The sequence below is a fragment of the Caballeronia zhejiangensis genome, assembly GCF_022879815.1.
Lineage (GTDB): Bacteria > Pseudomonadota > Gammaproteobacteria > Burkholderiales > Burkholderiaceae > Caballeronia > Caballeronia zhejiangensis.
In genome coordinates, this window is the sequence record NZ_CP084286.1 from 508,838 (window position 1) to 530,851 (window position 22,014).

Consider the following 22,014-nt stretch of genomic DNA (forward strand, 5'->3'; position numbering starts at 1 on the left):
ATAAAAGACAGTTAAGCGCTTAGCTAAAGATTTCAATTCTATCGACTGGCGAATCCGCTGCTGTCTGAGGGAAAAGAAAATGGCGCAACCCGCATATCCTTCCGTGCTTGAATGGTGGACGCGCATCGAGAAGCGGCTCTACGGCGACTCCGAAGAGACACCGCGACGCGCTCACGTTCGTGCTCCAATCACCGTCCTGTACGACGGCCACGAGAACATCGAGGCGCTGTGGAAAGCGCTGCTTCAGTGCCGAACGCCACATATCCAGGCCGTCTGGAAGTCCCCCGACTCCGGCGAAATGCGACTGCTCGCCGAGTCGTATGTCGCGATACCGGAGAAGCTTTTCTTCCTGAAGTCGTTGCAGACGAGCCTGCAGCGCGTCGCCGTTCTCGTCGACCGGGCGCAGAAGCGGCTCGACGCGAACCCGCCGCTGCGCGATCTTCCGCTCGTCAAGCCGAAGGCTCGGCCCGCGCGTCTGTCGGGTTTCACTTCGGCGTGCTTCGCGCTGCGCCATCTCGGCCGCAAAGTGCTGAATCAGCCGCTCAAGCTGCTGGTTCAGCGCGGACACTGGGTCCTGGCGTATCGGCGCACCGATGCCCCGTCCGCGGACGGCGACGAAAGCCGCAACTGGGTGACGCTTCCCGGCATGACGTCGCAGTTCCATGCCGATCCGTTCCTCTGGCGCGGCAAGAACGGCGACTATCACCTGTTCTTCGAAAGCCTGCCCTACGACACGAATCGCGGCACGATCAGCCATATCGCGTTCGATCCGGCCACGCAGACTTGGCAAGAGACGCCGCGCGTCGTGCTCGACAAGAACTATCACCTGTCGTATCCGTTCCTCTTCGAGCATGAGGGCGAGGTCTTCATGATTCCGGAGACCTGCGGCAACCGCACGATCGAGATGTACCGCGCCGCGTCGTTCCCGACGGAATGGGTGCTGCACAAGGTGATCATGCGCGATGTCGTCGCCGCCGATACGACGCTCCATCACGACGGCAAGACATGGTGGATGTTCACGAGCATGACGGAGGACGGCGGATCGAACTGGGACGAACTGTCGATTTTTTATTCCGACAGCCCGTTCGGCGAATGGACCGCGCATCCGATGAACCCGGTCGTTTCCGACTGCCGCCTCGCGCGCATGGCGGGCAACCTGTTCAAGGACGGCCAGAACCGCCTGATTCGCCCCGCGCAGAATTGCGAGCGCGAATACGGCGCGGCGCTGACGTTCCGCGAGATCACCGAGCTCACGACGACGACCTATGCCGAGCGCACGGTGTCGGTTCGCACGCCGCCGCGCGGTCATCAGGGGTTGCATACGTGGAATGCGGTCGGCGGGATCACGGTCATCGATCTCAAGACGCAGCTTCGCAAATGGAATCCGTGGCGCGGTGCGATGAGGCGCGCCTGACGCCCGCAGGACGCGCGCGGACAGGAGAACCGGCGTGTGGCACGTCGCACAGTGCGTGCCACCGCGCCGGCTTACATTGATGACTCGCCGGAGCGTGCCCCGGCGAGGCAGCCCATCGTCATAAAACACACCCGTCAGTACAAGCATTGCCGCCAGCGACGCGCGCGTCGGTTGCCTGGAGACGGGCCCATCGTAGAAAAACGGCAGCCGGGACCATGAAGCTTCTCCATGTCATCGTTGCGCTCAATGCGGACGGCGCTGAACGTATGCTTCAGCGCCTCATCGAGTCGCACATCGAAGATCCGCGATTTCGTCACGTCGTCTGCTCGCTGACGACCACCGGCAAGATCGGCGAAGAACTCGCCGCGCGCGGCATCGACGTTCATAGCCTCGGCATGAAATCCCCGCTCGGCTTTCCGCGCGCGTTGATGCGCCTCGTGAAACTGATCCGCGAAGAACGCCCCGACATCATTCAGACGTGGATGTATCACGCCGACTTTCTCGGCGGGCTCGCCGGACGGATCGCGGCGCACAAGCGCATCGTCTGGGGCGTGCGCACCACCGATGTCCGATCGGGCGGCTCGCGCGTGACTGTGCTGCTGCGCAAGATCTGCGCGTGGCTGTCGTACTACGTGCCGCAGACGATCGTCTGCGCGGCCGAGGCGTCGCGCCGCGCGCATGTGTCGGTCGGCTACGACGCGAGCCGCATGATGGTCGTGCCGAACGGCTTCGACGTCGCGCGCCTGTGCGCCACGCCGGAGCAACGCAGCGCGATCCGCGAGCAATGCGGATTCGGCGAGCGCGACGTCGTCGTCGGCGTGCTCGGACGCTTTCATCCGGTGAAGGATCACCAGAATTTCGTGCGCGCGGCGGGCATGTTGGCCGCGCGTCATCCCGATGTGCGCTTCATGCTCGTCGGCCGCGATCTCGACGCGAACAATCGCGAGCTCGCGGACTGGATCGCGCAGACGGGGTTCGCATCGCGCTTCGTGCTGCTCGGCGAGCGGCGCGACGTGCCCGCGTGCCTGTCGGCGATGGATGTGTTCTGCCTGTCGTCGCGCACCGAAGGATTTCCGAATGTCGTCGGCGAAGCGATGGCGATGGCGCTTCCGTGCGTCGTCACCGACGTGGGCGACGCGGCCATGCTCGTCGCGAATACGGGCGTGGTCGTCGAGAAGGAAAACAGCGACGCGCTTGCGGCGGGACTCGATCGCATCGTCGACATGAAACCCGACGAGCGCCTTCGTCTCGGTCAGATGGCGAAAGCGCGCATCCACGCCGAATTCACGATGATGCGCGCGCGCGAGCGTTTCGAAGATATCTACCTGCGGCTCGTCGAAGAGAAATGAGCATCGCATAAGCGCGGCCTATGGCCGGATCGTAAGGAGAACCAATATGTGCGGTATCGTCGGCTTTCTGGGTGGACGCGGCTTCGGCGCGGGCGACTCGAAGACAACGGTGCGGAAGATGGCGCTCGCCATCGCCTATCGCGGCCCCGACGACGCGGGCGACTGGACCGATGATTTGCGCGGCATCGCGCTCGGTCATCGGCGGCTGGCGATCATCGATCTGTCGTCGGCGGGACATCAGCCGATGGCGTCGGGCAGCGGGCGATATGTCATCGCGTTCAATGGCGAGATCTACAACCATCTCGACCTGCGCGACGAGCTCGAAGACACGCAACGCGCGCCCGCGTGGCGCGGCAGCTCCGACACCGAGACGCTTGTCGCGGGCTTCGATGCGTGGGGCATTCAGGCGACGATAGAGCGCGCGGTCGGCATGTTCGCGTTCGCGGTGTGGGACCGGCAGGAATGCCAGCTCACGCTCGCGCGCGACCGGCTCGGCGAAAAGCCGCTCTACTACGGCTGGCAAGGGCAGGGCGAGGAAGCCGCGTTCCTGTTCGGCTCCGAGCTCAAAGGGCTGCGCGAGCATCCCGCGTTCGAGAACAACGTCGATCGCGGCGCGTTGACGCTGCAAATCCGCCACGGCTGCGTGCCGTCGCCGTATTCCATTTTCGAGGGCATCCGCAAGCTCGAACCGGGCAAGATGCTCACCGTCTCGCTCGAACGGCGCGAGCCGCGCGTGTGGTCGTACTGGTCGGGCGTCGATGCGGCGGTCAACGGATCCGCACGCGGTTTCGCGGGCAGCGCCGAAGACGCCGTCGATGAACTCGAGCATCTGCTCACGGACGCGATCCGTCAGCAGATGCTTTCCGACGTGCCCCTCGGCGCGTTTCTGTCGGGCGGCGTGGATTCGTCCACGATCGTCGCGCTGATGCAGAAGCAGTCGTCGCGTCCGGTGAAGACCTTCACCATCGGCTTCAACGAAAGCGATTTCGACGAAGCCAAGCTCGCGAAGGCCGTCTCCAGGCATCTCGGCACGGAGCACACCGAGATGTACGTGACGGCGCGCCAGGCGCTCGATGTGATCCCGCGTCTGCCGGAGCTATACGACGAACCGTTCGCTGATTCGTCGCAGGTGCCGACGTTCCTCGTCTCGCAACTCGCGCGGCAGCACGTCACGGTCTCGCTGTCCGGCGATGCCGGCGACGAGCTTTTCTGCGGCTATCAGCGTTACAAGACCGCGCCGGGCATGTGGGACAAGATGACGATGATGCCGGCGCCGTTGCGCAAGCTGGCGGCATCGGGCATAGCCGGAATCTCGCCGAAGCGCTGGAACAGCATGGCGGGCCTGATGGAGCCGATTCTGCCGTCGTCGCTGCGCGGCGTGAAGGTCGGCGACAAGCTGCACAAGGGCGCGGAACTGCTGTCGTGCCAGTCGCGCGACGAGGTGTATCTGCATCTCATGTCGCAATGGAACGACCCCGCCGCGCTCGTAATCGGCGGATACCAGCCGCCCACGCTGATGACCGGCAATGCGCCGGCCTTCACCGGCCTCGACGACGTGCAGCGCATGATGGCGCTCGACATGATTACCTATCTGCCCGACGACATTCTCACGAAAGTCGATCGTGCCGCGATGGGCGTGTCGCTCGAAACGCGCGTGCCGTTCCTCGATCATCGCGTCGTGGAGTTCGCGTGGCGTCTGCCGCAATCGATGAAAGTGCGCGACGGACAGACCAAATGGGCGCTGCGCCAGGTGCTCTATCGCCATGTGCCGCGTGCGATGATCGAGCGGCCCAAGCAGGGCTTCGGCGTGCCGATCACGCACTGGCTGCGCGGCGAGCTGCGCGACTGGGCGGAGGCCTTGCTCGATGCGTCGCGGCTGCGTCGCGAGGGCTTCTTCGACGCCGCCACGGTGCGCGCGAAATGGCAGCAGCATCTGTCGGGCGAGCAGAACTGGCATCGTCAGTTGTGGAACGTGCTGATGTTCCAGCAGTGGCTCGAGCACCAGCAGGCATCGTCGATCCCGCTCTTCGCGTCGCACACGGCGGATCTCGCGAGCGTCGCAAGCTGATATCGAATGCGCCGCGCTCGACGCGGTTCGAATGACGAAGGCCTTGATCGGAAGTGAACTGCACCCCAAAAGTTGGACACCCGTTCAACGATTTGGGGTGTTTTTTCATGAGCAAGTACAGCGCACGACTCAAGAGCAGAGTCGTTCAAGACTATTTATCAGGCGAGCGCGGTGGTTACGGAGAGGTGGGGCGTCAACATGGCGTGGGCCAGGGCACGGTGCGTAAATGGGTGGCGGCGTGGCGGGCGCATGGCGAGGCGGCGTTTAAGAAGAAGTACAGTTTCTACGACGGCCCATTCAAACTGAAGGTGCTGCAGTTCATGCACACCAAGGCCCTGTCGTGCCGAGAGACGGCCGCGATCTTCGATATCCGCAATCCGAGCGCGATTAATGTCTGGAAGCGCCGGTATGATTCGGGAGGTATGCAGGCCCTTGAGCCGCGCCCCCGAGGACGCTCCGTGAAGCAACCCAAGTCATCTGCGCCAGCGGTTTCGTCCAAATCCGACGAGGCCCGCACGAAGGAAGAGCTCCTGAAGGAGCTGAACTATCTGCGCATGGAGAATGCGTACCTAAAAAAACTCGATGCCTTGATCCGCTCGGAAAGCCCTACAGCGCAGCGCAAAAAGCGCAAGTAGTGGCCGGGTTGAGGCATGAGTTTGCGCTCGACGGCCTGCTGAAAGTGGCCGGCCTGGCGCGCAGCACGTTCTACTACCAATGCAAGGCTTCACGCAAGGCGGACAAACACGCGCAGCTCAAGGCGCGTATTCGTTCTGTGTTCGAGCAGCACAAAGGGCGTTATGGCTATCGACGCATTACTCACGCAGTCCGGCATTTGGGCACTGTTGTGAATCACAAGACCGTCCAGCGGTTGATGCACCTCATGAAACTGAAGTCGCTGGTGCGCCCGAAGAAGTTTCAAGCCTTCCGCGGGACGGTGGGACGGGTTGCGCCGAACGTGCTGCAAAGACAGTTCGATGCCGCGGGGCCGAACCAGAAGTGGGTCACCGATATCACTGAATTCCGGGTGGGCGAGCGAAAGCTTTATCTATCGCCGGTGCTGGATCTGTATAACGGCGAGATCATCGCCTACGAGACGGCCACTCGTCCGGCATTCGCGATGGTCGCCAACATGATCAAAAAGGCGTTCAGAAGGCTGGAAGTCGATGATCGCCCCTTGGTCCACTCGGATCAAGGCTGGCACTATCAGATGGGCGCTTACCAGGCGTTGCTCTCGCAACGAGCCCTGACGCAAAGCATGTCGCGCAAGGGCAACTGCCACGACAACGCCACCATGGAAAGCTTCTTCGGCACTTTGAAGTCGGAGTTCTTCTACCCCAACCGCTTCGAGAGCATCGAAGCCCTTCAGGCCGGAATCAGACGCTACATGCACTACTACAATCACCACCGCATCAAGCTGAAGCTGAAAGGGCTGAGTCCTGTGATGTACAGAACTCAGCCCTTAGCGGCCTAGCCCAAAACTGTCCAACTTTGCGGGGTGCAGTTCAGAAGCGATCAAGGCCTTTTTTTATGCGTCGATTGCACGCGCCTCACTGCTCAGGCTTCAGTGCATCGCTGCTTCACCGCTTGACTGCATCGCTAAAACTAAAAGGCCCCGGTCGATTCGACCGGGGCCTTTCGTGATTACGTCTGGACGAACTGCTCAGGATCACTTGTGATGTGTCGTCTGCTCGGCAACCGCGCTGGCAACGACGCTGCGCCGCTGACTGCCGAGGAGCCATCGCGGCGTCTTGAACCGCACGATCGCCGTGTAGAGCCAGACGTACGCCACCGCGAACACGACCGCCGTCACCGCGAGCACCACCGGGTTGTGCCAGAAGAGCGACGCGGGCACGATGCCGATCATGCTCAGCACCCACAGATACGGCGACGTGCGCGCGTTTCTGCGCTGACGCTGACGCGGGTCCGTTCCTTTGCGCACGACTCGCTTGAAGATGAGCGTGTGCAGATGGATGCCGTCGGGCGCGCCGACCGGACGCCCGCGCACGATCCGACGGCGGTAGATCGAGAAGAGCGTTTCGAAAAGCGGATAAATCGCGACGACCATTGCATACCACGCACAGACGTTCGGATGCCGCGCGACCAGCAGCACGAGCAATTCGGCGATCGTGAAGCCGATGAAATACGCACCGCCGTCACCGAGAAAAATCGACGCAGCCGGATAGTTCCAGATCGCGAAGCCGCCGATCGCGCCGATCATCGTGAGCGCGGTGCTCATCACGAGCAGGTCGCCGACTTCATGCGCGACATAGCCGATCGAACCGAAGATCAGAATCGCCACGACGGCGGCGAGTCCGTTGAAACCGTCGATGATATTGACCGCGTTGGTGAGTCCGGCGACGGCGAGCACGGTGAGTCCGATCGCAATGGGCGTGACGGCGAGGATCGGATCGACGAGCGGCAAATCCACACGGCCGACGACGCCGTTGAGAATGAACGCGCCGAGCAGCGCGGCCAGCATCGCGCTCAGCAGCCGCGCCCGCACGCTCACGCGCTTGGTCAGGTCTTCGATCACGCCGCTTCCGAATGCGGGCGCTGCGCAAAGCAGCAGCAAAAGGGACTCGTCGCGCGGATTGCCGCCGAAGATCGCGGCGATGGGAAACGTCACGCAGGCCGCGACCATCAATGCGATGCCGCCGACCCGCGGAACCGGATGAGAATGGTTCTTTTGAACCCCGTTCAAATCATGATCCAGGGAAAGCGCCCCGTAGCGTCCCGCGAATCGAACTATAAGTAGCGTCATGCAGAAAGAACTGATGAAGCCAAGCGCAAGGTTTAACATTTTTTTCACTCACGAAGAGGGCGCATCTCTTTTCGAATATCAATACCCGAAAGCCTATGGTAGGTACAACCCCTGCCATTGTCCACGCATTTATGGCGCTTTAATGTGTGAAACCGAGCCTACTGCGATTTTATTGGGGCTTCCCCCGATTATTCATACAAACCCGAAATTAATAGCGCGTTAAAACACGGATTTCATATAAAGGACTTAATGCGCACTTTTGAAATTCGCGCCTTGTCCGTACGCAAGCCCACCTTCGCGCGCATATTCTTGTGAGTGCCGGTACGTTTTTCCCTGCGTTAGAGCCCAGCGGGCCGGCGCTGCCGGCACAACAGGCCCGACGAGCCCGTCGCGGGAGGCGAAAAAATGTCCGCAAATCGAACCCAGGCTAAACCGGTTTTCTTCATAGAATTAGCAGTTCGATTAATAGCGATTATATGTGCGGTGCCGCGCATACAACAAGGCGGCCTATGCTACTTTTCGATTTGCTCAAATGGCCCGCATACTCGTTAAATTCTTAAAAGCGGGAAAGCGAACACTCGGTCGCTCTGAAAGGTTCGATAAACAACAAAAATCGTCTGTGGGAATTTCTCTTTTTTTGGGTCGTGTGTTTCAATACGACTGCAATGCCGGGGCGGGATTTTAACGGCCCTGAATGCAGGCCTGAATTCAAGAATAAGGAAATGATGTTTGCGCCCTTAGGGGTGCGCCGCAGGTGTTTCGATCCGCATCCGGTGCGCTTGCCGCGCCGGTCCCATAAGAGCCTGTAACGAGACGTTCTATGAAAGTTAAAAATCAGGCGTCAGCCGTAATGGCCGAGAGCGAGAAAGAGATCGAGCTGACGTCGATTCTCGAAACGCTGGGCCGTCACTGGAAGATGATCGCGGCGACCGTGGCGGTCGTCTTCAGCATCGGGGTGGTGTACGCGTATTTCTCGGCCCCGATTTATCAGGCCGGCATGCTCGTCAGAGTCGACGACTCGAGCAATGGACAGCCGGCCGACTCACGCGACATGGTTCGGACCGCGGCCACGCTGTTCGATCAGCGTGCGACGGCCGAAGGCGAGATCCAGGTCATCGGATCGAAGTTCGTGCTCGGTCCCGTCGTCGATGCGCTCAAGCTGTACATCCAGGCAGCGCCGCATCGCTTCCCGATCATCGGGGGCATGGTCGCCCGCATGAACGATGAAACGTCGACTCCCGGTCTCTTCGGCCGCGGCGGTTACGCATGGGGCGCCGAATCGATCGACGTGTCCGCGTTCGACGTGCCGAAGAAATACGAAGGCAAGGAATACACGCTGCGCTATCTCGGCAACGGCCAGTATCAGGTGCGCGGCCCGGGCGTCGAAACGGGCGTCGGCGGCCAGGTCGGCAGCGTGCAGCGTTTCGACACCGACGCCGGTCCCATCTCGCTGCTCGTGGGCTTCATCCACGGCGAGAAGGGCGTCGAATTCGATCTGACGCGTAACTCGCGCGTGTCCGCTATCGATCGTCTGCAGAATTCGCTGGCGATCGCCGAGCAGGGCAACAAGTCGGGCGTCATCAGCACGACGCTGGAAGGCAAGGACCCGGTGCTCGTGGCGGCGACGATCAACGAACTGTCGCGCATGTACGTGAAGCAGAACGCCGATCGTCGCGGGATCAACGCCGAGAAGTCGCTCGAATATCTCGAGCAGCAGCTTCCCGACGCCAAGCGTCAGATGGAAACGGCCGAAGACAACTACAACGCGTATCGCAACAGCCGCACGCTGTTCAATCCGGACGAAGAAGGCCGCATCGTGATGCAGCAGGCTTCGCAAGCGGATGCGCAGTTGCTCGACCTGAAGCGCCGTCGCGCCGACCTGGCCGTGCACTTCTCGCCCTCGCACCCGAGCGTGGTGGTGATCGACCAGCAGATCGCGGCGACCGAGAAGTACATCAACGACCTGGCAGCGCGCGTCAAGGCGATGCCGCAGGCCGAGCAGGGCGCGCTTCGTTTGCAACGCGACGTGCGCATGAGCACCGACGTCTATTCGGCATTGCGCAACAACATTGAAACGATGCGCCTCATCAAAGCCGGCCGCACGCCGACGGTGGAGCTGCTCGACCACGCCGAAGTGCCCGAGCGTCCCGTCAAGCCGGTCAAGGCGCTGGTGCTCGTGATCGCGGCTGGTATCGGTCTGTTCCTCGGCATCGTGATGGCGTTCGCTCGCGACTTCCTGTTCAAGGGCGTGCTCGATCCGAAGGAACTGGAATCGAAGACGGGTCTTTCGGTATTCGCGACGATTCCGGACAGCGAGCGTCAGAAGGAACTCGCGAAGCGCATCGCCGAGAAGAAGCCGGAACAGCTCGCGCTCGCCTCGCGTTACCCGACCGATCCGGCTGTGGAAGGCCTGCGCATGATGCGCTCGTCCCTGCAGTACGCGTTGATGGATGCGCCGAACAACGTCGTGATGCTCGCGGGTCCGCTGCCCGGCATCGGCAAGTCGTTCGTCTCCGCGAACCTGGCGACGCTGCTCGCCGCCGGCGGCAAGCGCGTGCTGCTCGTCGACTGCGACCTGCGCCGTGGCCACCTGAACCAGTACTTCGGCCTGCCGCGCGGCAAGGGTCTCGTGGATGTCGTGAACGGTTCGGCCACGCTCGAAGAGACCGTGCATCGCTCGGTGCTGAACAATCTCGACTTCGTCCAGTGCGGCTTCTATCCGCCGGACCCGGCCGAGCTGCTTTTGTCGGACGCATTCACGGAATCGGTGAATCGCGCATCGGCGGAATACGACATCGTGCTGCTCGACGCACCGGCCATTCTGGCGGTGTCCGACACGGCGATCATGGCGCCCGTCGCGGGCTCGATCTTCCTGGTTGCGCGTTATGGGGATACGCGTTCCGGGGAAATCTCGGAGTCCGTGAAGCGGCTCGAACAATCGGGCGCAAGCGTCACCGGCGTGTTGCTCAACGGCTTCAAGGTGCACTACGGCAACTATGCCCAGGCGCGCCAGTACGGCGGCTACGCCTACGCTGCCTACAAGGCCGACAAGGAAGACTAGAGACTGACTCATCCGGCATTTGCTTCAGCTGGACCCCGAATCGAACAGCAGTACTAAATAAACGTCCTGAGTTGCATAACGAGGAGAAGTGAATATGTTCTCGCCGCAAGAGTTGAAACTCGGCATTGTCGGATTGGGCTACGTTGGCCTGCCGCTCGCCGTCGAATTTGGCAAGCGCCATCCCGTCGTGGGCTTCGATATCAATCGTGCGCGCATCAACGCGCTGCGCGAAGGGCGCGATGTCACGCTCGAAGTCGACGATGCCGAGCTGGCTTCCGCGACCTTCATGCAGTACAGCGCCGATGTAGAAGACCTGCGCAGCTGCACCGTGTTCATCGCGACCGTGCCGACACCGATCGATCACTACAAGCGTCCGGACCTGTCGCCGCTGATCGGCGCATCGACGACCATCGGCAGCGTGCTCAAGAAGGGCGACGTCGTCATCTATGAATCGACGGTTTATCCCGGCGCGACCGAAGAAGAGTGCGTCCCGGTGCTCGAAAAGATGTCGGGCCTGAAGTTCAACGAAGACTTCTTCGTCGGCTACAGCCCCGAGCGCATCAACCCGGGCGACAAGTCGCACCGCCTGCCGGACATCAAGAAGGTCACGTCCGGCTCGACGCCCGAAGTGGCCGATTTCGTCGACGAGCTCTATCGCGGCATCATCACGGCCGGCACGCACAAGGCGAGCAGCATCCGCGTCGCCGAAGCGGCCAAGGTGATCGAGAACACGCAGCGCGACGTGAACATTGCGCTGATCAATGAACTGTCGATCATCTTCAACAAGATGAACATCGACACCGAATCCGTGCTGCTCGCGGCCGGCACGAAATGGAACTTCATCCCGTTCCGCCCGGGCCTCGTCGGCGGCCACTGCATCGGCGTGGATCCGTATTACCTGACGCACAAGGCGCAGGCGATCGGCTATCACCCGGAGATCATCCTCGCCGGGCGCCGCCTGAACGACAGCATGGGCAACTATGTCGTCTCGCAGCTCGTGAAGACGATGACCAAGCGCGACATCGCCATTTCGGGCGCGCGCGTGCTCATCATGGGTCTCACGTTCAAGGAGAACTGCCCGGACCTGCGCAACACGCGCGTGGTCGACATCATCGCCGATCTCAAGGAGTACGGCGTCCAGGTCGACGTGTACGACCCGTGGGTCTCGAAGGAAGAGGCGCATCACGAGTACGGCATCGATCCGATCGATCAGCCCGCCAAGGGCGTCTACGATGCGGTCGTGCTCGCGGTGGCGCACAAGCAGTTCGCCGATGAAGGCGCGGAAGGCATTCACGCCTACGGCAAGTCGCAGCACGTGCTGTGCGACCTCAAGTACGTTCTGCCGCCCGAGGCGAGCGACATGCGTCTCTGAGGTTCGGTGGCATCGGCATTGACCGGTGCAGGCCGTCGCACAACATCGCCGCGGTTCGGCTCCCGGAATTTCGGGGGTTGCCCGCGGCGATGTCAACCGGACGTTCGGAGTTCGCAATGAAGATGCCCAAGGTAGTTCTGTACGCCAACACCGATTGGTATCTGTTTAATTTCCGGCTTTCGTTCGCTCGCAAACTGCGCGACGCGGGTTTCGAAGTCATTCTGTTGTCACCCGACGGCGAATACGGCCCGAAGCTGCGCGATCAGGGTTTTCGCTGGCATGCGGTGCCGATGAACCGGCGCAGTCTGAATCCGCTGCGCGAACTGGCGCTCGTGCTCTGGCTCGCGCGCTTCTTCCAGCGCGAAAAGCCGCAACTGGTGCACGGCTTCACGATCAAGAGCGCGGTGTACGGCTCGTTCGCGAGCAAGCTCGCAGGCGTGCCGGCGCGCGTGAACGCGGTCGCGGGGATGGGCTACGTCTTCACGAGCCGCGATCTGAAAGCGCGTATCTTGAAGCCGGTCGTGCGCACGGTGATGCGCTCGGCGCTGAACGGCCGCGACAGCATTCTCGTCCTGCAGAATCCGGACGACATCAAGCTGTTCGAAGCCGCGCGCATCGTCGAGAAGCAGTCGATTCGTCTGATCAAGGGATCGGGCGTCGATCTGACGCGCTTCAAGGTGCGCGAGGCGTCGCCGGACGATGCGGCCAAGCCGCTGCGCATTCTGCTGGCGGCGCGGCTCGTGTGGGACAAGGGCATCGAAGAATATGTGGAGGCGGCGCGCATGCTGCGCCGCGAGAATCGCACCGTGCGCTTCCTGCTCGCGGGTTCGCCCGACGACGGCAACCCGGCATCGGTGAGCACGGCGATGGTGCAGGGCTGGGTGAAGGAAGGGCTCGTCGAATGGCTCGGTCATGTGAGCGATATGCCGAAGCTCTTCACGGAAGTGGATGTGATGGTGCTGCCGAGCTATCGCGAAGGCTTGCCGAAAGCGCTGATCGAAGCCGCGGGCTGCGCGCTGCCGCTCATCACGACGGACGCGCCGGGCTGCCGCGAAGTGGTCAGCGAGTCGGGCGTGGATGGTTTGCAAGTGCCGGTGCGCGATGCACGCGCGCTCGCCGATGCGATCCGCCAGCTCGACGACGACCGCGCGCTCGCGAGAAAGCTGGGCCTCGCCGCGCGCGAGAAGGCACTGAAGAATTTCGACGAACGCATCGTCATCGAGAAGACGCTCGCCGTGTATCGCGAGCTGGTTCCCTCGATCGCGATCGAAGACGAGCGCCGCGAACACGCCGCGCCCGTCGGCAAATTTGGAGACTTTCATGTCTGATCGTTACGAATCGATCCGTCAACAACTGACGCGCACGCCGCAGAAGTGGCTCATTACCGGCGTCGCCGGGTTCATCGGCTCGAATCTGCTCGAAGCGCTGCTGAAACTCGACCAGGACGTCGTCGGGCTCGACAACTTCGCGACCGGGCATCAGCGCAATCTCGATGAAGTGCGCTCGCTCGTGACGCCCGCGCAATGGGCGCGCTTTCGCTTCATCGAAGGCGATATCCGCAATATCGACGATTGCCGCACCGCGGTGACAGGCGTCGCGCACGTTCTGCACGAAGCGGCGCTCGGCTCGGTGCCGCGCTCCGTGAACGATCCGATCACGACGCACGAAGTCAACATCAGCGGCTTTCTGAACATGCTCGTCGCCGCGCGCGACGCGAAAGTCGAGAGCTTCACTTACGCCGCGTCGAGCTCGACGTATGGCGACCATCCGGGCCTGCCGAAAGTCGAGGATCGCATCGGCCAGCCGCTTTCGCCGTATGCGGTGACGAAGTACGCCAACGAGCTGTACGCTTCGGTCTTTGCGCGCACGTACGGGTTGAACGCCATCGGTCTGCGTTACTTCAACGTGTTCGGCAAGCGCCAGGATCCGGACGGCGCGTATGCGGCCGTGATCCCGAAGTGGACGGCCGCGCTCATCGACGACGAACAGGTGACGATCAACGGTGACGGCGAAACGAGCCGCGATTTCTGCTTCATCGACAACGTGGTGCAGATGAACATCCTCGCTGCGCTCTCCGAGCCGCAAGCGCGCAATCAGGTCTACAACGTCGCGGTCGGCGATCGCACGACGCTCAATCAGCTCTATGACGGCTTGAAGCGCGTGCTCGCGGATCACGGCGTCATCAACGAAGGCAGCCCGGTGTATGCGCCGTTCCGCGCGGGCGATGTGCGTCATTCGCAAGCGAACGTCGATAAGGCCGCGCAACTGCTCGGCTATGCGAGCGCCATTCCGCTCGCCGACGGGCTCGCGATCGCGATGCCGTGGTACATCCGCTTTCTGTCGCAGCGCCGCGTGCCGGTCGAAGCCGAACTCGCGACGAGGCCCGCATGAAAATAGTCGTTTTCATCTACTCGATGCACGGCGGCGGCGCTGAACGCGTCACTGCCAATCTCGCGAACGAGTGGGCGGCGCTCGGCTGGGAAGTGACCGTCGTCACGCTGACAGCCGGTGAAGGCGATGTCTATCCGTTTCATCCGGGCGTGAAGCGCCTCGAGCTGGGGCTCGCGGGCGGCGTCGAGGGCGGCGGCTTCGTGCGTACGCTGATGTCGAACGCGAAGCGCGTGCTCGCGTTCCGCAAGGTGTTGCGCGAGACGAAGCCTACTGTCGCGCTCGGCGTCATGGCGACGGCCAACGTGCTCGCCGTGCTTGCGGGCATCGGGCTGCCGTACAAGATCATCGCGAGCGAGCACACGCATCCGCCGCGCGCGCCGCTCACGCCGTTCTGGGAGCGTCTGCGGCTCTTGACGTATCGCTTCGCGGACAAGGTCGTCGCGCTCACCGACGAAACCCGCGACTGGATCGAAACGCATTGCCGCGCGACAGACGTCAAGGTGATTCCGCCGCCGTTCACGCTGCCAATCGCGCGAACGAATCCGATCATCGAGCCGAAAAGCGTCGTGAAGGACGGGCGCAAGTTGTTGCTCGCGGTCGGACGGCTCTCACCCGAAAAAGGTTTCGACAGTCTCATCGATGCGTTCAGGAAGATTGCCGGCGCGCTGCCGCAATGGGATCTGGTGATCGTCGGCGAAGGGCTTGCGCGTGCGAGTCTCGAACGCCGTGTCGAAGAGGCGAAGCTGCGCGGCCGGGTGTTTCTGCCTGGCCGCGCGGGCAACGTCGCGGACTGGTACGAGCGCGCCGATCTCTACGTGCTGAGTTCGCACTTCGAGGGCTTCTCGATGACGCTCGTCGAAGCGATGGCGAGCGGCTGCGCGGCCGTGAGCTACGACTGCGATTCGGGTCCGCGCGTGATCGTCACGCACGGCATGAACGGCCTGCTCGTGAACCCGGTCGGCGATGCGAGCGCGCTCGCGAAGTCGCTCGAATCGCTGATGAAGGACGACGCAGAACGTCATCGCATGGCGCTGTGCGCGACGTCGGTCAACGACACGTTCGCGTTGTCGAAGACCATCGCGCTGTGGCAGGAAGTGTTCGAAGAGTCGGGCGTGAAGGTGCCGCGTCGCGCGGAACTCCACGTACCCGCAGCCGGACGATGAGGAGCCACGACCGATGAAGATCATGCTCGTGGTCAGTTCGATGGGAAGCGGCGGCGCGGAGCGCGTCGCGGCCTCGCTCGTCAATGCGTGGGCGCAACGCGGCGATACGGTGACGCTCGTCATCACGTATAGCGGCCGTGGCGCGTGCTTTTATCCGCTCGCGCCGAACGTGCGCTGCGTCTTCCTCGCCGATCGCGTGAAGGCCGGCGCGCGTATGCTGCAATATCCCGCGCGCTTTCGCGCGCTGCGTGCGCTGATCCGCGAAAGCGCGCCCGATGTGGTCGTGTCGTTCCTCTCGAACGTGAACATCACGACGATTCTCGCGACGCGCGGCCTCGGCATTCCGGTGATCGCGAGCGAGCACATCGATCCGTCCGCCGACGGCCGTTCGCAGCTCATGAGCCAGATGTGCCGCTTCGTTTATCCGAGCGCGGACCTGCTCACGCTGCTCACGGACAACATGGAGGCATCGTTCAGGAAGATGGTGCCGCGCGTGAAGCGCATCGAAGTGGTGCCCAATCCGCTGCCGGACGAGTTGTTGCTGTTGCAGCCCGAAACCATCGAGAAGAGCGCGCGCAAGCGGCTCGTCGCGGTCGGGCGTCTCAACACGCAAAAACAGTTCGATCTGCTGATCGATGTATTCGCGACGCTCGCGCCCGAGTTTCCGGACTGGGATCTGTGGATCTGGGGCGAAGGCCCGGAGCGCGCGGTGCTCGAAGCGCAGGTCGCGCAACTGAAGATGAACGAGCGCGTGCTGATGCCCGGCAAGACGACGACGCCTTGGGAAGAGATGGCGCGCTCGGATGCGTTCGTGCTGTCGTCGCGCTACGAAGGTCTGCCGATGGCGATGCTCGAAGGCATGGCGCTCGGCCTCGCGACGGTCGCGTTCGACTGCAAGAGCGGCCCGCGCGAACTCACGCGCGACGGCCAGGACGGTCTGCTCGTGCCGGCCGGCGACAAGGCCGCTCTGATCGATGCGCTGCGCCGCGTGATGTCGGACGAAGCGTTGCGCGCCGAGCTCGGACGCAAGGCGGCGGCATCGGTACGGCAGCGTTATTCGTCGCCGGCGATCCTGCGTCAGTGGGACGCGATCTTCGCGCAACTCGGCGCACGCTCGCGCGGCGGCGAAGGCAAGAGCACGGCTTATGCGCGTGCGGTGACGGGAGAGAAAGCGTAATGGTCGACCGGCGACAAGTGATCCGCTCGCTGCTGATGGGCGCCGTCGCCAGTGGAGCGGGCGTCGCCGGCTTCGACGCGCGCGCGGCGCAGAAACGCGATGTCGTCACCGACAAGTCGTTCGGCGTGAAGGGCGACGGCAAGACGAACGATCGCATCGCGCTGCAGCGGGCCATCGATCAATCCGTCGATTCGACCTTGCTCATCACGGGCAAGTGCCGTATCGACGACAAAGGGCTCGACCTGCGGCGCGATAGTCACCTGCGCTTCGCACCGGGCGCGTCGATCAAGCTGCTGCCGCACGATACGTCGTTCTATTCGATCTTCCGCATCTGGGACGTGAGCAACGTGCTCGTCGAGAACGCGGTGCTCGACGGTAGCAAGGAGCTTAATGCCGCGAAACCGGCGCTGCGTGAAAACGGTCACGGCATGGGCTTTTCGATTGCGGGAAGCACGGAGGTGACGCTCATCTCGCCGAAGACGATCGGCTGCTGGGGCGATGGCATCTATATCGCCAACAGCTACAACGTCGCGTTTAAGTACAGCAGCGGTATTCGCGTGGTGAATCATCATGCGGACCGCTGCCGCAGACAAGGCGTGTCGATCATCAGCGGACGCAACATCGTGTTCGAGAATCCGCTGTGGGAGAACATCGGCGGCACGCAGCCGGAAGCGGGGCTCGACGCGGAGCCGAACAGCAACGCCGATATTCTCGAGAACATTCGCATCGTCAATCCGACGACGCGCAATTGCCGGTACGGGATCATCGTCTGGCTGGAGGAGATTGTCGGGCCGATGCCCAAGCATGTCGATATCGGCATCACGAATCATCGCGACGAAGGCGCGAGCGATGCCGCGTTCGCCGTGTCATCGCTCAAGCTGAATGGGCGCAAGGTGTCCGGGCAGATCGCGAGTCATTCGCCGACATGGGTGAGTCCGAAGATGTCGACAGTGGAAAGCATCGATTACGACAAGGCGGGACCGAAGATCATCGTCACCAACCTGAGGCTCGTGCCATGAAAGCCGCGCCCACACACAATAACTAAAGCGGAAAAAAGGCCAATACGATGCAAGCAACGACAATGAACAATACGGCGCAGCAAAGCGCACAGAGCGCGCAGAGCGAACCGATACGACGCATGACCGGATTCGCGTACTTCATGACGCCATCCGGCTGGGCGTTCCTTGTGCTCGCGGCCACGGCGCTCTCGATCGTCGCGTTCCGCGAGCGCAGCGTCGGCCTGATCTTCGACCAGGAAGCGTACATCCAGTACTTCCGCTCGACCGACTGGCACTGGCTCGTGCAGTTCTATCAGAACCGCGAGTCGGATATGGGCTTTCTCATCAGCCTTATCACGGAAGAGCTGGGCTGGCGCTCGTGGGTCATCCTCCTCAATGCGTTCGGCGTGTCGCCCGAAGGCGGCATCCGCATTACGGTGGTGCTGCTTAACCTGGTCGTGATGTATTCGCTGTTGCAGACGCGCAGGCCGCTCATCGGTCTCGTTCTGTGGCTCGTGATTCCGTATGCGCTCGCTACGGTCGGTCTGTTCCAGATCCGCCAGGGCTTCGGTCTTGCCATCGCGATGCTCTTCGCGCTGCGCTTCAATAAGCCGACCATCGGCATGGGGCTCGCGAGCTTCGTGCACACGACCTTCGCGGTGCCTACAGCGTTCCTGATGACCGCCGGTTTCATCGGCGAGCAAAGGAAAGCGCGCGCGCTCGTCGCGGTGAGCGTGGTGGCGATCGTGCTTGCGTCGGCGGCGAAGTTTCTGTTTGCGACCTACGGCGGCCGTCGTATCGACGAGTACTCGGGCTATCAGGAAAACTTCACGATCAAGCTGCTGTCGCTGCTGCTGTTCTACACGATGGCATCGGTCATGGTGCTCTACTCGACGTGGCGCGCGCAGGATACGCAGCGTCAGCGCGCATTCACGCGGCTGTCGATCATGCATGTCGGACTCTTCGTGTATCTCGTCGTTGCGTTCTTCGTGTTTCCGTTCGCGAAGGGCCGCGTCTGGTATTGCGTGCCGCTGCTGCTGCCGTTCCTTGCGCCCGAGATCAAGTTCAAGAACGCGATGGTTCTGGTCATCACCTTCGGCGTGTTCGTGGCCGTCGCAGCCGACGCCACGAAGAGTTATTTCGAAGGCGTCTATCACTACTTCCTGATGCCCTGACGACGATGTCCTACTTCCTGATTTCGCTCGATTTCGAACTGATGTGGGGCGTGCGCGACCATCGCTCGATCGCTACATACGGAAAGAACATTCTCGGCGTGCGCGAGGCGATTCCGGCGATGCTCGACATGTTCACGAAGTATCGCGTGAAGGCGACGTGGGCGACGGTCGGCATGCTGCTGTTCGATAACAAAAAGGACCTGCTCGCGAATCTGCCCGACGTCCGGCCGACTTATACCGATACGAAGCTGAGTCCATACGCCAACGGTTATCTCGATTCGATCGGCGATAACGAAAAGAGCGATCCGTACCACTATGGTCTGTCGCTCGCGCGTCGGATCGTCGATACCGAAGGCAGCGAGCTCGCGAGCCATACGTTCTGCCATTACTACGCACTCGAAGCAGGGCAGAACAGGGCGCAGTTCGCCGCCGACATGGAAGCATCGGTCGCATCGATCCGGCGTCTCGCCGATCCGCCCGCGAGCATCGTGTTTCCGCGCAATCAGGTGAACAACGCGTATCTGTCGGTGTGCGCGGAGCAAGGGCTCGTCGCGTATCGCGGCACGGAGCGCAGCTGGATGTATCGCGAAACCTCGCGCGCCGATGAAGCGGCGATGCGCCGCGCGGCGCGTCTCGTCGATACGTACATCAATATCTCAGGCGATCACGCGTTCGATCCGCGCCCGGCTCGCGGACTCATCGACGTGCGTTCGAGCCGCTTCCTGCGTCCATATGCGCGCAACAAGCGCGCGCTCGAATGGCTGCGCATCCATCGGATCAAGCAGTCGATGACGTCGGCGGCGCGCACGGGGCGTTCGTTCCACTTGTGGTGGCATCCGCATAACTTCGGTGCGAATCTGGCCGAGAACCTCGGCGTCCTCGAAGCGGTGCTGAAGCATCACGTGTACTTGAGAGAGACCTACGGCATGCAGCCCGCGACCATGGCGGAAGTCGCGCGGGCGACGCAATCGGAAGAAAGCCGGCTTGCGGAGATGGAATTCGGTTTGTTCGTATGACGAAGTAATCAGGAAAGACAAGACGCTAGAAAATAACCCGCACCGCGGGCGCGATGCAATGGCGATGTCCATTGCATCGCGCTGGCGCGTGCGCGGCAAAAAAGAAGTTCTTGGGGGAAGCGCGATGAACTTTCGTAACGACATCAACGGCCTGCGCGCGTTCGCGGTTCTCGCGGTCGTCCTTTTTCACTTCGATGTGCCCGGCTTCAAAGGCGGCTTTCTCGGCGTCGACGTGTTCTTCGTGATCTCCGGTTATCTGATGACGAGCATCATCTTCAGACGCCTTTCGAAGGACAGCTTCTCGGTGCTCGAATTCTATGGCGATCGAGCGCGGCGCATCATTCCGGCGCTCGCGTTTCTTTGCTTCGCGCTCGGTGTGTTCGGCTGGCTGATATTCCTGCCTTCCGAGTTTCGCGCGTTCGGCAAGGCGGCGGGATCGAGCCTCGGCTTCTTTTCGAACATCGTTTACTGGCGCGAAGCGGGTTACTTCGATACGCGCTCGCATCTGAAATGGCTGCTGCATACGTGGTCGCTTTCCGTCGAGTGGCAGTTCTATCTGCTGTATCCGCTCGGCATTCTGCTCGTGCGCAAGCTCTTCGGGCGACGCGGGACGAAGATCGCGCTCGTCGGCGCCGCGCTCGTTTCGTTCGCGGCGTGCGTCTATCTCTCCGATCCGACGAAATGGCCGACGGCCGCGTTCTTCCTGCTGCCGACGCGCGCATGGGAAATGATCGCGGGCGGGCTCGTCTATCTGTTCCCGTTGACGGCGGGCAGGCCCGTGCGCCGCACGCTGGAATGCATCGGCCTCGCGATGATCGCGTACGGCGCGGTCATGTTCAACGAGAACAACGAATGGCCGGGCTACCTCGCGCTCGTGCCGGTGCTCGGCACGGCGTTCGTGATTCTCGCGGCGCGCAGGCATTCGATCTTCACGGGCAATCCGCTCGCGCAGTTCATCGGCAAGATTTCGTACTCGGTCTATCTCTGGCACTGGCCGTTCGTCGTCGCGCTCACGTACTTCGACAGGGAAGGTTCGCTGCGCTGGCGCGCGGCCGCGATCGCGGGCGGCTTCGTCATGGGCTATCTGTCGTATGCGCTCGTCGAGTCGAAGACCAGGAAGCCGCCGGCGCGAGACGAGGCGCGCGCCTTTCCGCGCTTCATCACGCTGCGTCCGATTCTCGCGTTCACGCTGCTGCTGGCAATCGGCGGCGGCAGCATCTATGCGAGCCAGGGCGTGCCGAATCGCTTCGACCGTTCGGTGTTCATCGCCGATAGCGAGACCTACGACACGAATCCGCATCGCACGAAGTGTCACATGATGATCGATCCGTGCGATGTCGCGAACAAGCAGAAGGAGAGCCGCGTCGTGGTGCTCGGCGACAGTCACGCGGAAGCGATCGCCGAAGCGGTCGTCGACGCCGTGCCGAACGGCAAGCCCGATGATGTGCTGCTCATCACGATAGAAGGTTGCCCGACGATCTACGGCATTCGCCGCGGCAATGGCGATTGCTTCGATCAGGACCGCAAGTACATCGATATCCTGAGCCGCGATCAGAGCGCGAAGACGCCGGTCATCATCGCGAATCACTGGTCGCAGTACTGGTCCGGTCCGACGATGGACGACTTCGCGTTCGTCAATCCGGAGCAGCCGGCGCAGACATCGACGCCGTTCACGACGGAGTTGTATCGCGAGCACTTGCTATCGACCGTTTGCCGCATCTCGAAGATTCGCCCGGTCTATCTCGTCGAACCGATTCCCGAGTTCGACTTCAACGTGCCGCTGACGCTCGCGCGCGAGAAGATGCGGGATCCGAAGGCGCCCGATCTGTCGATCACCATGTCGGATTACGTTCAGCGCAATGGCGCGTTGCTGCAGGCGATGCATCAGGCACACGATCAATGCGGCATCCATCTGCTCGACCCGCGTCCGTTCCTGTGCCCGGACGGCAAGTGCATGGGCTCGCACGATGGCCGGCCGCTTTACTCCGACTTCCATCACATGAGCGAATACGGCAACCGCTTCCTCGTGCCGATGTTCCGGCGCGTATTCGAACAAGGTTGAAAGCAGG

At 62.2% G+C, this 22,014-nt stretch carries 15 protein-coding genes; 14 read left to right on the top strand and 1 reads right to left on the bottom strand.

Features of this window, described 5'->3' with window-relative positions:
- The first annotated feature begins 79 nt into the window (after positions 1-79).
- The 4 genes from LDZ23_RS28500 (at position 80) to LDZ23_RS28515 (ending at position 6,302) form a co-directional block, all read left to right on the top strand.
- Positions 80-1,414 (top strand): glucosamine inositolphosphorylceramide transferase family protein, encoded by a 1,335-nt coding sequence (locus LDZ23_RS28500; RefSeq protein WP_008346157.1) that lies wholly within the window; start codon positions 80-82, stop codon positions 1,412-1,414.
- Positions 1,415-1,629: 215 nt separating this feature from the next.
- The gene (locus LDZ23_RS28505) at positions 1,630-2,763 is read left to right on the top strand and encodes a glycosyltransferase family 4 protein (RefSeq protein ID WP_008346158.1); all 1,134 of its coding nucleotides are present in this window, start codon (positions 1,630-1,632) and stop codon (positions 2,761-2,763) included.
- 46 nt (positions 2,764-2,809) lie between these two features.
- Positions 2,810-4,831 carry an asparagine synthase (glutamine-hydrolyzing) gene (asnB, locus tag LDZ23_RS28510; protein WP_008346159.1) on the top strand — a complete coding sequence of 674 codons (2,022 nt, stop codon included), beginning with the start codon at positions 2,810-2,812 and terminating at the stop codon, positions 4,829-4,831.
- Between the two features lie 107 nt (positions 4,832-4,938).
- A protein-coding gene (locus LDZ23_RS28515; protein ID WP_404989943.1) for an IS3 family transposase occupies positions 4,939-6,302 on the top strand; the annotation gives its coding sequence in 2 pieces (ribosomal slippage) (positions 4,939-5,410 and positions 5,410-6,302; 1,365 coding nt in all).
- Between the two features lie 195 nt (positions 6,303-6,497).
- On the opposite strand, the gene LDZ23_RS28520 is transcribed toward LDZ23_RS28515, so the two are convergent.
- Positions 6,498-7,631 (bottom strand): MraY family glycosyltransferase, encoded by a 1,134-nt coding sequence (locus LDZ23_RS28520; RefSeq protein WP_033536894.1) that lies wholly within the window; start codon positions 7,629-7,631, stop codon positions 6,498-6,500.
- 781 nt (positions 7,632-8,412) lie between these two features.
- Between LDZ23_RS28520 and LDZ23_RS28525 the strand changes: the two genes are divergently transcribed.
- From LDZ23_RS28525 to LDZ23_RS28570, 10 genes are all read left to right on the top strand, one after another.
- Positions 8,413-10,653 carry a succinoglycan biosynthesis protein ExoP gene (locus LDZ23_RS28525; protein ID WP_033536895.1) on the top strand — a complete coding sequence of 747 codons (2,241 nt, stop codon included), beginning with the start codon at positions 8,413-8,415 and terminating at the stop codon, positions 10,651-10,653.
- 94 nt (positions 10,654-10,747) lie between these two features.
- A complete protein-coding gene (gene tviB, locus LDZ23_RS28530; protein ID WP_008346170.1) occupies positions 10,748-12,025 on the top strand; it encodes a Vi polysaccharide biosynthesis UDP-N-acetylglucosamine C-6 dehydrogenase TviB in 1,278 nt (425 codons plus the stop codon).
- Positions 12,026-12,141: 116 nt separating this feature from the next.
- Complete coding sequence (locus LDZ23_RS28535; protein ID WP_008346171.1) at positions 12,142-13,353, top strand: glycosyltransferase family 4 protein; 1,212 nt, start codon at positions 12,142-12,144, stop codon at positions 13,351-13,353.
- On the top strand, positions 13,346-14,416 hold the full coding sequence (locus LDZ23_RS28540) for an SDR family oxidoreductase (RefSeq protein WP_008346173.1): 1,071 nt from the start codon (positions 13,346-13,348) through the stop codon (positions 14,414-14,416). The genes LDZ23_RS28535 and LDZ23_RS28540 overlap by 8 nt, the downstream gene beginning before the upstream one ends.
- Positions 14,413-15,579 carry a glycosyltransferase family 4 protein gene (locus tag LDZ23_RS28545; RefSeq protein ID WP_008346175.1) on the top strand — a complete coding sequence of 389 codons (1,167 nt, stop codon included), beginning with the start codon at positions 14,413-14,415 and terminating at the stop codon, positions 15,577-15,579. The genes LDZ23_RS28540 and LDZ23_RS28545 overlap by 4 nt, the downstream gene beginning before the upstream one ends.
- A 13-nt stretch (positions 15,580-15,592) precedes the next feature.
- Positions 15,593-16,756, top strand: a complete 1,164-nt coding sequence (locus LDZ23_RS28550) for a glycosyltransferase family 4 protein (protein ID WP_008346177.1) — start codon at positions 15,593-15,595, stop codon at positions 16,754-16,756.
- Complete coding sequence (locus LDZ23_RS28555; protein ID WP_008346179.1) at positions 16,756-17,775, top strand: hypothetical protein; 1,020 nt, start codon at positions 16,756-16,758, stop codon at positions 17,773-17,775. The genes LDZ23_RS28550 and LDZ23_RS28555 overlap by 1 nt, the downstream gene beginning before the upstream one ends.
- A gap of 47 nt (positions 17,776-17,822) precedes the next feature.
- On the top strand, positions 17,823-18,929 hold the full coding sequence (locus LDZ23_RS28560) for an EpsG family protein (protein WP_235366307.1): 1,107 nt from the start codon (positions 17,823-17,825) through the stop codon (positions 18,927-18,929).
- Between the two features lie 5 nt (positions 18,930-18,934).
- Positions 18,935-19,945: a polysaccharide deacetylase family protein gene (locus LDZ23_RS28565; RefSeq protein WP_008346183.1), complete on the top strand. Its 1,011-nt coding sequence runs from the start codon at positions 18,935-18,937 to the stop codon at positions 19,943-19,945.
- A gap of 124 nt (positions 19,946-20,069) precedes the next feature.
- Entirely contained in the window at positions 20,070-22,007 is a 1,938-nt protein-coding gene (locus LDZ23_RS28570) for an acyltransferase family protein (protein ID WP_033536929.1), read from the top strand.
- Positions 22,008-22,014: the final 7 nt, after the last annotated feature.